Source organism: Streptomyces sp. bgisy027, assembly GCF_057710365.1.
In genome coordinates this window covers 12,143-26,550 of the sequence record NZ_JBYIVZ010000016.1, presented here as the reverse complement: position 1 = coordinate 26,550, position 14,408 = coordinate 12,143, and the positions used below count along the sequence as shown (strand labels likewise).

General features: G+C 71.0%; 15 protein-coding genes. 4 read left to right on the top strand and 11 right to left on the bottom strand.

Going from position 1 to position 14,408, the window contains the following annotated elements; genetic code table 11:
• Positions 1 to 71: 71 nt before the first annotated feature.
• Positions 72 to 632, bottom strand: coding sequence for a hypothetical protein (locus AC3ETA_RS18115; RefSeq protein ID WP_432193929.1), 561 nt, complete (start codon positions 630 to 632; stop codon positions 72 to 74).
• A gap of 147 nt (positions 633 to 779) precedes the next feature.
• Between AC3ETA_RS18115 and AC3ETA_RS18110 the strand changes: the two genes are divergently transcribed.
• Entirely contained in the window at positions 780 to 1,412 is a 633-nt protein-coding gene (locus tag AC3ETA_RS18110; RefSeq protein ID WP_432193928.1) for a uracil-DNA glycosylase, read from the top strand.
• A 23-nt stretch (positions 1,413 to 1,435) separates the two neighbouring features.
• Here AC3ETA_RS18110 and AC3ETA_RS18105 read toward each other — a convergent pair whose 3' ends face one another.
• Positions 1,436 to 2,794 (bottom strand): DUF6777 domain-containing protein, encoded by a 1,359-nt coding sequence (locus AC3ETA_RS18105; RefSeq protein ID WP_432193927.1) that lies wholly within the window; start codon positions 2,792 to 2,794, stop codon positions 1,436 to 1,438.
• Positions 2,795 to 2,877: 83 nt separating this feature from the next.
• On the opposite strand from AC3ETA_RS18105, the gene AC3ETA_RS18100 reads away from it, so the two are divergent.
• Positions 2,878 to 4,299 (top strand): lipase maturation factor family protein, encoded by a 1,422-nt coding sequence (locus tag AC3ETA_RS18100; RefSeq protein WP_432193926.1) that lies wholly within the window; start codon positions 2,878 to 2,880, stop codon positions 4,297 to 4,299.
• A gap of 30 nt (positions 4,300 to 4,329) precedes the next feature.
• A complete protein-coding gene (locus AC3ETA_RS18095; protein WP_432193925.1) occupies positions 4,330 to 4,719 on the top strand; it encodes a cupin domain-containing protein in 390 nt (129 codons plus the stop codon).
• Positions 4,720 to 4,750: 31 nt separating this feature from the next.
• Here the strand turns inward: AC3ETA_RS18095 and AC3ETA_RS18090 are convergent, their stop codons facing one another.
• The 8 genes from AC3ETA_RS18090 to AC3ETA_RS18055 are packed head-to-tail and all read right to left on the bottom strand — an operon-like array spanning position 4,751 to position 12,632.
• Positions 4,751 to 5,593, bottom strand: a complete 843-nt coding sequence (locus AC3ETA_RS18090) for an amidohydrolase family protein (RefSeq protein WP_432193924.1) — start codon at positions 5,591 to 5,593, stop codon at positions 4,751 to 4,753.
• Positions 5,590 to 5,940, bottom strand: a complete 351-nt coding sequence (locus tag AC3ETA_RS18085; RefSeq protein WP_432193923.1) for an L-rhamnose mutarotase — start codon at positions 5,938 to 5,940, stop codon at positions 5,590 to 5,592. Before AC3ETA_RS18085 ends, AC3ETA_RS18090 begins: the two co-directional genes overlap by 4 nt.
• The gene (locus tag AC3ETA_RS18080; RefSeq protein ID WP_432193922.1) at positions 5,937 to 6,908 is read right to left on the bottom strand and encodes an aldo/keto reductase; all 972 of its coding nucleotides are present in this window, start codon (positions 6,906 to 6,908) and stop codon (positions 5,937 to 5,939) included. The genes AC3ETA_RS18085 and AC3ETA_RS18080 overlap by 4 nt, the downstream gene beginning before the upstream one ends.
• A complete protein-coding gene (locus tag AC3ETA_RS18075) occupies positions 6,905 to 7,660 on the bottom strand; it encodes an SDR family NAD(P)-dependent oxidoreductase (RefSeq protein WP_432193921.1) in 756 nt (251 codons plus the stop codon). The genes AC3ETA_RS18080 and AC3ETA_RS18075 overlap by 4 nt, the downstream gene beginning before the upstream one ends.
• Complete coding sequence (locus AC3ETA_RS18070) at positions 7,657 to 9,006, bottom strand: L-fuconate dehydratase (RefSeq protein WP_432193920.1); 1,350 nt, start codon at positions 9,004 to 9,006, stop codon at positions 7,657 to 7,659. Before AC3ETA_RS18070 ends, AC3ETA_RS18075 begins: the two co-directional genes overlap by 4 nt.
• Positions 9,007 to 9,044: 38 nt before the next feature.
• Positions 9,045 to 10,070, bottom strand: a complete 1,026-nt coding sequence (locus AC3ETA_RS18065) for an ABC transporter permease (RefSeq protein WP_432193919.1) — start codon at positions 10,068 to 10,070, stop codon at positions 9,045 to 9,047.
• Positions 10,063 to 11,565, bottom strand: a complete 1,503-nt coding sequence (locus AC3ETA_RS18060) for a sugar ABC transporter ATP-binding protein (RefSeq protein WP_432193918.1) — start codon at positions 11,563 to 11,565, stop codon at positions 10,063 to 10,065. Before AC3ETA_RS18060 ends, AC3ETA_RS18065 begins: the two co-directional genes overlap by 8 nt.
• Entirely contained in the window at positions 11,562 to 12,632 is a 1,071-nt protein-coding gene (locus AC3ETA_RS18055) for a sugar ABC transporter substrate-binding protein (RefSeq protein ID WP_432193917.1), read from the bottom strand. The genes AC3ETA_RS18060 and AC3ETA_RS18055 overlap by 4 nt, the downstream gene beginning before the upstream one ends.
• Positions 12,633 to 12,813: 181 nt before the next feature.
• Between AC3ETA_RS18055 and AC3ETA_RS18050 the strand changes: the two genes are divergently transcribed.
• Complete coding sequence (locus AC3ETA_RS18050) at positions 12,814 to 13,512, top strand: FadR/GntR family transcriptional regulator (protein ID WP_432194059.1); 699 nt, start codon at positions 12,814 to 12,816, stop codon at positions 13,510 to 13,512.
• 56 nt (positions 13,513 to 13,568) lie between these two features.
• On the opposite strand, the gene AC3ETA_RS18045 is transcribed toward AC3ETA_RS18050, so the two are convergent.
• Complete coding sequence (locus AC3ETA_RS18045; protein WP_432193916.1) at positions 13,569 to 14,384, bottom strand: N-acetylmuramoyl-L-alanine amidase; 816 nt, start codon at positions 14,382 to 14,384, stop codon at positions 13,569 to 13,571.
• Positions 14,385 to 14,408: the final 24 nt, after the last annotated feature.

The window sequence follows — 14,408 nt, the reverse complement described above, 5'->3', positions numbered from 1 at the left end:
AGCGTTGGACCAGGTGAGGGGAGCCCGAGTGCCCAGGAGTCGCGGCCGGTGGGCACTCGGGACGACCGCGATCAGCGGACGCTCGTGTCCGTCGTCTCTGGAGCCTTTCGTGCGTTGTTCCTGAGATTGGCGAAGGGCAGAGCCCCTCCGTGGAGTTCCTTGAACTCGTCGATCAGGTCCTGTTCGGCCTCAGCCGCGTCTTCCTCGGCCATCGGCCGCCAGGCGACGAGCAATGCGTCCGAGTCGGCGAGCTGCCAGATGTAGCGGCCGCCCCAATGTCCGGCCAGCAGACCGGTGCCATGGCGGCGGTAGTCGGCAAGCCGTTGGTTCAGACCGTCCTGACCCGCGGCTTTGCCGATGTACAGGACTGTTGCTCCGTCCACCCAGGCATCGCGGAGCTTGTCGACCGTCACGGACGGGTCGCGGCCCTTGAGATGTCCGGCAGGGCTGGCCGGGCGGAATGCCGGCGGTGAGGTGTCTGTGCGGATCACCGCGTAGATTCCGTGCCCCGTGGGGACGTTGCTGTCGGGTAGCGAACGGAACGGAACGAAGCCGCGGAAGCCGCGTTCGGTCAGGGTCTTCTGAGTCATCTCAGGGGTCGGGCTCATGCCAGGCATCGTGCCAGGCGCCACTGACAGTCCTCGCCGGCCCTGTTGCGCGCAGCCTCCGTCGCGCCCTCGGCCAAGACCACCGGACGCCTCATCGGGCGTTGTCAGTCGTGCCCGTTAGGGTCCCTGGAGACGGCGCAGGTCGATGTTGGAGGAAGTATGGCGAGACGGATGCGTGAAGAGAAGTTCCGGTTGGAGCAGGAACGGGGGCGGTATGACGCCCATGTCCGTCCGGTCAACGAGATGGTCGACGTACTGCGCGGGCAGGACGGACGGGGCTGGATGCCGCATGTCGCACCATGGCACGGGGGAGCCGAGGGGCGCGTCCTGTCGATCCTGCGGGACCCCGGCCCCATGACCCAGGACGGTGTCGGCTCGGGATTCCTGTGTGTGGAGAACGACGACCCGACGGCGGAGCTCCAGGCCCAGATCTTCGAGGAGGCCGGGATAACGCCGCGTGACGTCACTCCCTGGAACGCCTACCCCTGGTACATCAACCGCTCGCCGAACGCGGCGGAACTCCAGGCTGGTGCCGAAGTCCTGAGACGTCTGCTGGACCTGATGCCGAAGACTGAAGTCGTGCTCCTCCAGGGCAACGAAGCCCAGGACGTGTGGCGTCGCCTGCTCAGGACGCATCCCGAAGCCGTCCGCGACAGGACCTTGGAAGTGGTCAGCACCTACCACCCCGGCCGGCAGGCCCTCTTCGTACGAGACCCGGAGGAGCGCGCCCGCCGTGCCCAGCACCGAATCGACTCCTACCAGAAGGTCGGTGACGCGCTCCGCGGCACAGGCGGGCAGTTGTAGAGGCTCTGTTCTCCACGCGCTGGCTACCGTGTCCCGGATGACGGGGACGAGCGAAGGACGAGCCGCAGACCGCGACGGCCGGGGACCGTCCCGTCGAAGACGTCGGTGACGCTGCCGAAGATGCTGCCGGTCGCGCCGGGATCGTCCGGGATCAGCCCACCGCCGTCGGGCGTGTCCGGGCCGTCCGGGACGGCCTCGGGGCCGGCCTCCTCCGAGGGGCCGGGGGAGGTCTCGGGCTCGGTGCGGGAGGCGGGGGCGCCGGGCTCTTCTGGCGGGGAGGCCTGAGTGCGGCCGGGGTCGGCAGAGGTGGGCGGGGCCGTCGGGCTGACGGTGGCCGTGGGGCAGTCGGCGGGCCCGCGGCCGGGATCCGAGGGGGCGGCGGCCTGGATGTCGTCGGTGGCGCCGGGGGTGACGGTGGCGTCCGGGGGCACGCAGTCGGCCGGCGTCCGCTCCGGCGGCGAGGCGGGCTCGCCGGACGGGGACGCGCTCTCGTGAGGGGGCCTGGGCGTCGGCGTGCCGCCGTCGTGTCCGGGCCGATCCGGCCGGTGCGGGTCCCGGTCGGGAGGCATCGGCTTCGCCGGCGGTACGACGTGGTCGTGGTCGTGCCCCCGATGGCCGACCGGCCGCTCGATCCAGGTGTCGTCGACGACGTCGATGATCGTGATGTCGGTGATCACCTGGGGCGCCGGTGCCACCACGACCACCCGGCACGGCTCGTACCCGGACCAGCCCCGCCCGCCGACGCCGCTGTCACCCCGGGTCCCGACGGGCGGGGCGAGCGGGTTGCCGCAGGCGCAGCGGACGCGCGGCACTCCGTGGCCGTCGACGAGGACGGCGGTGCCCGCCTGGAGGACGGACTGGTAGCCGGTGCCCATCCCGTCGCGGAACCCGTGGTCGGTGACCCGGGTGTCCGCCCGCAGCACGACCGAGGTCAGACTGCGCAGATAGCCGGGTATCGACGACTGGGAAACACCCGCGGCCCGGGCGAAGACGCGCGCCCTGGTCCGGTCGGCGGCGAGGGCGTCGATCTGCCGCTGGACGTCGCAGCTTCCGGCCCCGCGGGTGCCGCCGTACAGGCCTGGTGTCTCGCCGGACAGGGACCGGTGCCCGGTGTGCACCGACTGCGGCGTTCGGGTGAGCGGCGAGGCGGCGGCCTCGGTGGTCGCCATGGAGTCCGTGAAGGGATCGGGGCCACGGTCGGCAGCGGGCTGGAGGAGGAGTTCCTCGCCGGATGCCGTGTTCGCGTCGCCGCTGCCGACGCAGCCGGCGACGAGGACTGCCGCCGAGAGCGCACAGGCCGTGACGATGGTTCGGGTGGGTGTCCGCACCACGTCCTCCCGCCGGTCGTCGGGAAATTCGGCACCCTTGTCTGCTTCACTCACATGGGTTACGCAAGCGGAGAGGTGGTATACGGAGAGTCACCCGGGTGGTGGGGCGCGACAATGAGGAGAGGAGGCGTACGGCGGTGGACTGGTTCGTCGCACCGGACTACTGGACGAGCCGGCTGGTGTTCCAGCGGGCCCTGGCCGGCGTGTACCTCGTCGCGTTCCTGACGGCTGCCCTTCAGTTCCGGGCGCTGATGGGTGAGCGGGGGATGCTGCCCGTGCCGCGCTTCGTGGCGCAGGTGCGCTTCCGGGCGGCCCCGAGCCTGTTCCAACTCCACTACTCGGACCGGTTCTTCGCCGGCTGCGCCTGGTCGGGCTGCGCGGTGTCGGCGGCGCTGCTGGCCGGGGTGGACTCGTTGGTGCCCCTGTGGGCCGCGATGCTCCTGTGGCTCGTCCCGTGGGCGCTGTATCTCTCGATCGTCAACGTCGGCCAGACCTGGTATTCGTTCGGCTGGGAGTCGCTGCTGCTGGAGGTCGGCTTCCTCGCCGTGCTGCTGGGCAACGACGAGGTGGCGCCGCCGGTCGTGGTGCTGTTCCTGCTGCGCTGGATCCTGTTCCGCGTCGAGTTCGGGGCGGGCCTGATCAAGATGCGCGGCGACGCCTGCTGGCGGAAGCTGACGTGCCTGGACCACCATCACGAGACCCAGCCGATGCCGGGCCCGCTGAGCTGGTTCTTCCACCATCTGCCGAAGCCGCTGCACCGCGTCGAGGTGGCCGCCAATCACTTCACCCAACTCGTCGTGCCCCTCCTCCTCTTCACCCCGCAGCCCGTCGCGACGGCCGCAGCAGCCCTGATGATCGTCACCCAGCTGTGGCTGGTGCTGTCGGGCAACTTCTCCTGGCTGAACTGGATCACCATCGTCCTTGCCCTGTCGGCACTGGCTTTCCCGAGCGATCCGCCGTCCGTGCCGGACGCGCCGCTGTGGTACGAGGTGGTGGTCCTGGCGGTCGCCGCCCTGCTGCTGTTCCTCAGCTACCGCCCGGTCGCGAACATGATCTCCCGCCGCCAGGTCATGAACCGCTCGTTCGACCCGCTTCATCTGGTCAACACCTACGGCGCGTTCGGCAGCGTCAGCCGTATCCGCTACGAGGTGGTGGTCGAGGGGACGGCCGACGACGTGCCGCGTGAGGACTCGGACTGGCGGGAGTACGAGTTCAAGGGCAAGCCGGGCGACCCCCGCCGCTGGCCGCGCCAGTTCGCGCCCTACCATCTGCGGCTGGACTGGCTGATGTGGTTCGCCGCCCTGTCCCCCGCCTACGCAGGCCCGTGGTTCGGCGCCCTGGTGGAACGGCTCCTGGAGAACGACCGCGACACGCTCAAGCTCCTGCGTCGCTCCCCGTTCCCGCCCGACGCCCCACCCCGCCACATCCGCGCCCGCCTCTTCCGCTACCGCTACACGACCTGGCGTGAGCTCCGGGAGACGGGCGCGTGCTGGGAAAGGACCTATGTGCGCGAGTACCTGCCGCCCACCCGGCTGGCGGGGATCGCTCAGAAGTCGTGAGGTTCAAAGGCCCGCCGGAATGGGATCGCCATGGCCGGTGAGCAGGATCGGGTCAGGGTCGTCACGCCCGATGACCGCAGGCCGGGGCCCCGTACCGCGGGGATGGACCGGCAGGAGGCGTTCGCCACCGAGGGCACCTGGCCGGGATTCGTCCGCACCGAGGCCGGCATGGTCTCCGGCCGGCACCACCACGGGGAGTGGGAATCGGTGATCTACGTCCTCACCGGCGCGCTGAGAATGGAGTCCGGCCCGGACGGCGCGAACACGGTGGAGGCCGGCCCCGGTGACTTCATCCACGTCCCCAAGGGCGCCGTCCACCGGGAGAGCAGTCCTTCGGCCGAGCCCGCCGACATCGTCGTCGTGCGAGCCGGCGCCGGAGGGAAGTCGACCTTCAACGTCGACGGGCCGGAACGGAGCTGAGAACGAACGGGCCGTCTCGCGCGGGGCGCCGTCAAAGACCGTAGACGTGGGCGGCGGTGCCCGCGAAGACCTGTGCGCGTTCGGCGTCGGAGAGCGCGGCGGTCAACTCCGTCGCCGCGGCCAGCACTTCGCCGTACGTCGCCGCGAGTGTGCACACCGGCCAGTCCGAGCCGAACATCAGGCGCCCGGCGCCGAATGCCTCCAGTACCGCGTCGGCGTACGGGCGCAGGTCGGCCACCGTCCAGTCGGTGAGGTCGGCCTCGGTGACCAGGCCGGAGAGTTTGCAGGCGGTGTTGGGGAGCGCGGCGAGGGCTTGGACGTCGCGGGTCCACGGTGCGCGGGCGCCGGAGGCGATCGGTGGTTTCCCCGAGTGGTCCAGGACGAAGGTGAGTCCGGGGAGGTCGGCGGCCGCCTTGATGCAGGCGGGGAGCTGGTGGGGCAGTACCACGAGGTCGTAGACCAGGCCCGCCTCCGCAACGGCCGCCAGTCCGCGTCGTACGTCCGCGCGCAGCAGCCACTCCGGGTCCGCCTCGCCCTGCACCTGGTGGCGGATGCCCTTGAGGTACGGGCCGCCGGGCAGCTCGCGCAGCCTGGACAGCTCGTCGGCGATGTCGGGACGGGTCAGGTCCGTCCAGCCGACGACTCCCGCGATCAGCTCGTGCTCGGCGGCGAGCGCCAGGAACTCCGGGGTCTCCTCCGGCACGGTGATCGTCTGCACCAGGACGGTACGGCCGACTCCGGCCGCCCGCGCCTCGGGGGCGAGATCGTCGACACCGAAGTTCCTTCGCAGCGGCTGGAGTTCGGGCCCCGTGATCCAGTCCTGGTCGCGCACCGACAGGTCCCACACGTGGTGATGGGCGTCGACGATCGTCACGGCAGCTCCCACACGACGGGCAGGCCGGCGTCCGCGCCCTCGTCGGAGTAGTCGTGCACCACGTCGAGCAGCTCGACCATGCGGGCCTGCCAGGCCACGTTGACCGGCGGCTCCTTCAGCTCGGCGAGGAGACGGCCGTAGTCCTCGCAGTCCAGGACGTGGAAGACGTCGGTACCTCCCCCACGCTCGAATGCGCTCGCGCGGGGGGACCCCCACCGCCAGATCGTCCAGGAGGTGGCACCCGCGGCCCGGATCGCGTCCGTGAGCTCGACCGGCACCTCCCGGTGCGCCGCCTCGTAGCGGTCGGTCCGGTCCGTGCGGACCTTGGTGTGCGGGGCGACCCTCATCGCGGCTCCTTGTCGGACAGCAGGCCGGACTCCAGCAGTTCCTGCCAGAACTCCATCGGTACCTCCGTCGCGAACTGCTCGGCGCAGTCCCGGACCTCGTCGGCCGACCGGGCTCCCACGAGCACGCTCGCGACGGCGGGGTGCGCGGCGCAGAACGCCAGCGCGGCGGCCCGCAGGGTGATGCCGTGGCGGTCGGCGAGGGACTTCATGCGCAGCGCGCGGTCCAGCAGCTCCCGCGGGGCTCGTGCGTAGTTGTACGTCGCGTCCGGCCTCGGATCCGCCAGAAGACCGGAGTTGAAGGCTCCGCCGACGACGACGGACGTGTGGCACTCGACCGCCACGGGCAGCAGATCGTCGAGCGCGCTCTGGTCCAGCAGCGTGTAGCGGCCCGCGCACAGCACCACGTCGACATCGGTGTCGGTGACGAAGCGGGTCAGCATCTCGGTCTGGTTCATCCCGGCACCGATCGCCCGCACCACGCCCTCGGAGCGCAGCTTCTCCAGGGCCGGGTAGCCCTCGCGGAAGGCCTGTTCGGAGTGGTCGTCGGGGTCGTGGAGGTAGACGACGTCGACGCGGTCGAGGCCGAGCCGTTCCAGGCTGGCGTCGAGGGCGCGTCGTACGCCGTCCGCGCTGAAATCCCAGACGCGGCGTCGGTCGGCGGGGACCGCGAAACCATCGGCCAGGTCGTCGCCCGTCGCGTCCGGCACCGGTTCCAGACGGCGGCCGACCTTGGTCGAGACGGTGTACGCCGCGCGCGGATACTCCCGCAGGGCCGCGCCGAGGCGGCGTTCGGACAGGCCGAGGCCGTAGTGCGGGGCCGTGTCGAAGTGGCGGATGCCCGCGTCCCAGGCGGCGGCCACGGCCTCGCGCGCCTGTTCCTCGCCGACCTCGGTGTACAGGTTGCCGATGGCGGCCCCGCCGAAGGCCAGCGGGCTGACCTCGACGTCGGTGCGACCGAGCCGGTTCACCGGCCCACCGGCCTCAGGCGCAGGCCCTGCATGCCGCCGTCGACGGCGAGGGCGGTGCCGGTGGTGGCGCCGGAGAGCGGGCTCGCCAGGTAGGCGACGGCACCGGCCACCTCGTCCGCCGACACCAGGCGCCCGGTGGGCTGTCGGGCCTCCAGCGCGGCGCGTTCGGCGGCGGGATCGGCGGCGGCGTCCAGGAGGCGGCCGACCCAGGGGGTGTCCACCGTGCCCGGGTTGACACAGTTGACGCGGATGCCCTCACGGACGTGGTCGGCGGCCATGGCCAGCGTGAGCGAGTACACGGCGCCCTTGGTCGCGCTGTACAGCGCCCGCTGCGGAAGCCCGGCCGTGGCGGCGATGGAGCAGGTGTTGACGATCGCCGCGCGGGACGACTCCCTCAGGTGCGGGAGGGCGGCCCGCGACACCCGGACCATGCCGACGACATTGACGTCGTGGACACGGTGCCACTCGGCGTCGTCGTTGTCCTCGACGGTGCCCCGGGCGCCGATGCCGGCGTTGTTGATCAGCACGTCCAGTCCGCCGAGGTCGGCCACGGCGGCCGCCACGGCCTCGCGCACGGAGGTGTCGTCGGTGACGTCGGCGCGGAAGGCGAGCAGGGACTTGTCGACGCAGGACGGATCCAGGTCGAGGACGGCGACCTTGGCGCCGCGGGCGGCGAGGAGGTCGGCCGTGGCCCGGCCGATGCCGGAGGCGCCTCCCGTCACCAGCGCCTTGAGACCGGCGAAGTCGCTCATACCGCGTGCCCCTTCTTCTCATCGCGGTCGGCGGCCCAGAAGGCGCCGTCCGGGAACGTGTACCGCGCGATCGACTCGGGCCGCATGGCGGCCGAGAAGCCCGGCGCGGTGGGTGCCGTGTAGTGACCTTCCCTGATCACCACCGGGTCGAGGAAGTGGTCGTGCAGATGGTCGACGTACTCGATGACCCGGTCCTCGGTGGTGCCGGTGACCGCCACGTAGTCGAACATCGACAGGTGCTGGACGAGTTCGCACAGCCCGACACCGCCCGCGTGCGGGCAGACCGGTACGCCGAACTTGGCGGCCAGCAGCAGGATGGCGAGGTTCTCGTTGACGCCGCCGACACGGGCCGCGTCGATCTGGAGGACGTCGAGGGCGCCGGCCTGGAGGAGCTGCTTGAAGACGACCCGGTTCTGCACGTGCTCGCCGGTGGCCACCTTCACCGGGGCGACGGCCTCACGGATGGCCGCGTGGCCGAGGACGTCGTCGGGGCTGGTGGGTTCCTCGATCCAGTACGGGTCGAACTCCGCGAGGGCCTTGGTCCAGCGGATCGCCTCGGCCACGTCCCAGCGCTGGTTGGCGTCGATCGCCATGCGGATGTCCGGCCCGACGGCCTCGCGGGCGACACGGCAGCGCCGTACGTCGTCCTCCAGGTCGGCACCGACCTTCAGCTTGATCTGGCGGAAGCCGTCGGCGACGGCCTCGGCGGCGAGCCGGCCGAGCTTGTCGTCGTCGTAGCCGAGCCAGCCGGCGGAGGTGGTGTAGGCGGGGTAGCCGCGCTGCAGCAGCCGGGCCGTGCGTTCCGGCGCGCCCTCGCGGCCCCGGCGCAGCAGGGCGAGTGCCTCCTCGGGGGTGAGCGCGTCGGAGATGTATCGGAAGTCGATCTGCCGGACGATCCACTCCGGGTCGGCGTCGGCGAGGAGCCGCCACACGGGCTTGCCGGCGCGCTTGGCGGCCAGGTCCCACACGGCGTTCATGACCGCGCCGATCGCCATGTGCATCACGCCCTTCTCGGGGCCGAGCCAGCGCAGCTGGCTGTCGCCGATCAGGTCCCGGTTGAGGATCCCCGGGTCCCCGCACAGCTCCTCGACGGGCTGGCCCACGACATGGCCGCGCAGCGCCTCGATCGCGGCGACCTGGATCTCGTTCCCCCGCCCGATGGTGAAGGTGAACCCGTGCCCCTCGTGGCCGTCCGCCGCGTCGGTGCGCAGCACGACGTAGGCGGCCGAGTAGTCGGGGTCCGGGTTCATCGCGTCGGAGCCGTCGAGCTCGCGCGAGGTGGGGAAGCGGATGTCATAGGTGTCGACCGCGGTGACGCGGGTGGGGGTGCCGGGGGCCTGGGACACTGAAGTCCTTTCCGTCGAGGGGCGGTTGGCGGCCGTGGTCAGTCCTGGGCCCGGCCCGTGGTGACACGGGCGATCATGAGGGCGATCAGGATGATTCCGCCGTAGATGGCCTGGATCCAGAACGACGGGACCTGGGCGAGGGTGAGCAGGTTCTGGACCACGCCCAGCAGGAGTACGCCCGTCAGGGCGCCGAACATGGTGCCCTTGCCGCCGTCGAGGCTGATGCCGCCGATCACCGCGGCCGCGAACACGGTGAAGATCATGTTGTTGCCCTGATTCGCGCTGATCGCGCCGACGTAGCCGGTCTGGATGATCCCGCCGACGGCCGCGAGGGTGCCCGCGACGACGAACACGCCGAGCATCACGCGCTCGACCCTGATGCCGGCCGCGCGGGCGGCGTCCGCGTTGCCGCCGATGGCGTACAGGGCGCGTCCGATGCGGTGGTACTTGAGGACGAGACCGGCGACCGCGAAGGCGGTGGCCGCCAGCCACACCGACATCGGGATGCCGATGAACGTGGTGGTGGCCAGGGAGTAGAAGCTCTCGGGCATCCCGAACAGGGTCTTGCCCTTGGTCGCGCCGACCAGCAGCCCGCGCAGGACGATGAGCATCGCGAGGGTCACGATGAACGCGTTGAGCCTGAACTTCACGACCAGGATCCCGTTGAAGGCACCCACGGCCGCGCCCACCAGGAGGACCGCCAGCAGGGAGAGGGCGGCGGGGAGTTCGGTGCCCCAGCCGGACTGCGCGGCGGGCAGCACGAGCAGCGCCCCGACGGCGGGCGCGATGCCGACGACGGATTCGAGGGACAGGTCGAACTTGCCGGTGATCAGGACCAGCGACTCGGCCAGCACGACCATCGCGAGCGCGGCGGACGCGCCGAGGATCGAGATCAGGTTCCGCTCGGTGAGGAACGAGTCGTTGACCACCGCGCCGAGCACCAGGAGCAGCAGCAGCGCCGGGACGAGGGCGAGTTCACGGGCGCGGCGGAGCAGGACGGTCCTGGCGGCACGGGCGTCCGGCACCTTCAGGGGCAGGGCCGGCGGGGCCTTGGTGTCAGCCATGGTGGTCCACTCCTTCGATGGAGGCGATCAGCTCGTGGTCGCGCCAGCCCGCCGGGTGCTCGGCGACGACACGGCCGTGGAACAGGACGAGGACGCGGTCGCAGCGGCGCAGGTCGTCGAGTTCGTCGGAGACGACGAGCACGGCGATGCCGTCCTCGCGGGCGCTGTCCACCCGGGCCAGCAGGGATTCCTTGGACTTCACGTCCACGCCCGCGGTGGGGTTGATCAGCACCAGCAGCCGGGGGTCGGAGGCGAGAGCGCGGGCCATGACGACCTTCTGTGCGTTGCCGCCGGACAGGTCGGAGACGGGCTGGTCGGGGCCCTCGGTGTGGATGTCGAGGCGCTCGATGAGGGCGGTGGCGAGACCGCGCTTGCGTTCGGTGCCGACGAACCCGAAGCGGCCGAGCCGTTCCAGGACGCTCATGGTGGCGTTGTCGCCGATGGTCATGCCGGCGACGAGGCCCTGGTCGTGCCGGTCGCGGGGCACGCAGGCGACGCCCGCGTCGAGGGCGGCTCCCACATTCCCGAACGGCAGCCGCTCTCCGCCCAGTTGTGCGGTCCCGCCGGTCGGGGTGTGCAGCCCCGCGAAGGACTCGGCGAGTTCCACCTTGCCGCTGCCGCTGATCCCGGCGAGCCCGACTACCTCGCCGCGGCGGACGGTGAGGTCGATGCGGTCGTACGCCGGTGAGGTGAGCCCGCGGGCTTCGAGCAGGACGGGGGCGTCGTGGTCGACGTCCCTTGGGTCCACGGCCTGGTCGGCGATGGCCTCCAGGGACTCCCCCGCCATGGCCTCCACCAGGGCCCGGCGCGGGAGTTCGGCGACCGGGGCGGTGGTGATCCAGCGGGCGTCACGCAGGACCGTGACGGTCTGGCAGACCTCGTACACCTCCTGGAGGTGGTGCGAGATGAACAGGAACGTGACGCCGGAGTCCTGGAGCGCCCGCATCCGTGTGAACAGCCGCTCGATCTCGCGGTTGTCGAGCTGCGCGGTGGGCTCGTCGAGGATGATGAAGCGGGCGCCGAAGCTGAGCGCCCGTGCGATCTCCACCATCTGACGGTCCTCGACCTTGAGGTCGGCGGTGCGGGCCTGCGGGTCGACGTGCACGTCCCAGGTGGCGAGGAGTTCGGCGGCCTCGGAGCGCAGCTTGCGCCAGCTGATGAAGCCGCGGTTGAGCGGCTGCCGGTTGATGTACAGGCTCTCGGCGACCGTCAGCTCGGGGACGACGGTGGGCTTCTGGTAGACGCAGGCCACCTTGCGGCGCCAGGCGTCCCGGTCGGCGAGCGGGGGCGCGGGCTCGCCGTCGAAGCGGACCTCGCCCTCGTCGGCGGCCTGGAGTCCGGTGAGGATCTGGACCAGGGTCGACTTGCCGGCGCCGTTGCGGCCGACGAGGGCGTGCGACTCGCCGGGCAGGACGGTGAGCCGTCCGTCGGCGAGGGCGGTGGTGGGACCGTAGCGCTTGACGATGTCCCGCGCCTGTACGAGTGGCGTCGTCATTTGACCGTGTTGCCCCAGAGCTTCGGGTCGTCGACGTTGTCCTTGGTGACCAGCGGCGCGGGCAGCTGATCCTCCAGGATGCCGCTGGGCAGCTTCACGATGGTGGAGTCGTGGTCCGTCGGGCCGGGCTGGAACGTCTTCCCCTCCATCGCCGCCTTGATGTAGTACATGCCGTACTGGGCGTACAGGTCGGCGGGCTGGGAGACGGTCGCGTCGATCTCGCCCTTGCGGATGGCGTCGTACTCCTGCGGGATGCCGTCGTTGGAGACGATCGTGATGTGCCCGTCCTGTCCGGCCTTCTTCAGCATCCCCTTGGACTTCAGGGTCTGCAGGGTCGGGGCGAGGTAGACGCCGCCGGCCTGCAGGTAGATGCCCTTGATGTCGGGATTGGCGTTCAGGAGGGTGTCCAGTTTGGAGGCCGCGGCGTCGGACTCCCACTTGGCCGGTATCTCAAGGACCTTGAGCTTCGGGAAGTCCTTCTTCACACAGGCCCGGAAGGCCTCGGAGCGGTCGCGGCCGTTGACCGAGGCGAGGTCGCCCATGATCTGCACGACCTTGCCGGAAGGGATCCGCTCGCCGAGGTACTGGCAGGCCTTCTCGCCGTAGGCCACGTTGTCGGCGCGCACCACCATCGCGACCTTGCCCTTGTCGGGCGCCACGTCGACGGCGACGACCGGCACGCCCTTGCGCTCGGCCTGGTCGAGGCCGGCCTCGATGGCGGCGCTGTCCAGCGGGGCCACGACGAGGCCCTTCACGTTCTGGTTGAGCTGGTTGTTGATGTCGGTGATCTGCTGGGACGGGTCGCTGTTGGAGTTGACCGTCTTGAGCGCGTCGACGCCCTCGGAGTCGGCCATCTTCGGCACGTAGTCGTTGTACGACTGCCAGAACGGCGACGTCAGCAGGGGCAGGATCACCCCGACCTTGCCGCTGCCGCCGCCTTCGGCGCTCGACGCGCCGGTGTCCTTGGTGCTGCCGCAGGCGGCGAGCACGAGCGAGGCGCCGGCGAGAGCGCACACCGCCCCGACCTTCCGTGACCTGTTCTGCTTCCGCGCTGTAGTGCCGGGCATCTGGCGGCTCCTCGTTGAGCGTGTTCGAGCACATGGTTCGAGCAGATGCCCGCATATTTATCAGACCACTTCCGGGAAAGAACACCCTCCAGCGGCACATTTTCCGGCATCGAGACTGTATTGGTCCGACCACCTCGCTGGTTAGACTGCGCGCACCGGTGACAGGAGGAACGGCGTGAACGTGGACGAGACGGCCCCGCAGAAGGGCACCGTGACGCAGCGCGCCATCGAGCGGATCAAGGCGATGATCGCGGAGGGGCGGCTGGAGCCCGGGCAGCGGCTGCCGACCGAGCGCGATCTGGCGGCGCAGCTCGGCATCTCCCGCAGCTCGATGCGGGAGGCGATCCGCGCGCTGACGGTGCTGGGCGTGCTGGAGGCCCGGCACGGTTCGGGCATCTACGTCACCCAGCTGGAGGCCGGCGACCTTCTGGAGACGTTCGGTGTGGTCGCCGATCTGTCCCGGGGCCCGCGGCTGGTGGAGCTGCTGGAGGTGCGCCGCGTCCTGGAGTCGACGGCGACGGCCCTGGCGGCGGCGCGGATCACGCCGGACCAGCTGTCGGAGGTCGAGAAGCACCTCACCGCGATGAACGCCACGGACGACCCGGAGGAGATCCTCGCGCACGACCTGGCGTTCCACCGCGAGATCGCGGTGGCCGCGGGCAACGACACCATGGCGGCGATCCTGGAGGGCCTGTCCTCCCGCACCTTCCGCGCCCGCGTCTGGCGCGGCTACCAGGAGGAGGGCGCCTTCGAGCGCACCCGTCGCGAACACGCCGCGATCCACCGGGCCCTGGTCGCCCGCGATCCGGAGGCGGCGAGGGCCGCGGCGGCCGCGCATGTGGGCGAGGTGGAGGAGTGGCTGCGGGCCCAGCTCGGCTGACCGGGGCGGCCCCCCTCACCCGGGAGGTGCGAGGAACCGCCCCGCTCCCGGCTGCGCTAGGCCTTCACGTCGAAGCCGTGCTCCCGTCCGAGCCTCTGAAGTGACGTGAAGCCCGGAATGCCGTTGGCGTCGTCGCCCGTGAACCCGCAGCGGCGCTGCCAGGCGGCGTACGCCTTGACGGTCGCGGTGCCGAAGTGGCCGTCCGCGAGGCGCGCGGCGAGGAGGCCCTCCGCGACGAGTGCCTTCTCCACGGTCCTGACGCCCGCGTACGACACGGGCGTTCCGGCCCGGGCCGGGTCGTTCAGGGCGGCCGCGACCACCTTGGACACGTCGATCACCGGTCGCGGACCGGGCTCGGGCGTCGAACCGCCGGGACGCGGGGCGCCCTTCTGCACCCAGGCGTACAGGTGCTTGCCGGGGCACTCCGTGGCGAGGCCGTCCCGGTGTCCCTTGATCTCGTTGCCGGCGCCGTGGCGGCGCAGCAGCTCGATGCCGTCGCGGATGGCCCCGAGCATCGCGTCGGTCGGCCTGGTCAGCCCTTCCGAGCCGACCAGGCCCATGATGGCGTAGTGGCCGCGGTTGAGGTCCTGGTTGCCGTTCGCCCCGGTGCGCCTGCCGAGGCCGCGGCCCTCCAGGAGGAAGCCGTGCGGGCAGGCGCCATAGTTGTAGGCGATGTCCGAGTAGTTCTCCTTCTTGTTCGCCAGGTGGTCGACGCGGATCTGCTTCCACTCGGCGATGCACAGGTCGTGGTCGTCCAGCAGCTGGACACTGACCGGTGCGCCTTCGTAGTGGACCTTCACGCCCTTGGTCGAGGTCTGCGTGGGTGCGGCGGATGCCGGCCAGCCGAGCTGAGCTCGCGTGACAAGCTTCAATTGTGCCTCCAGGGCGTGATGTGA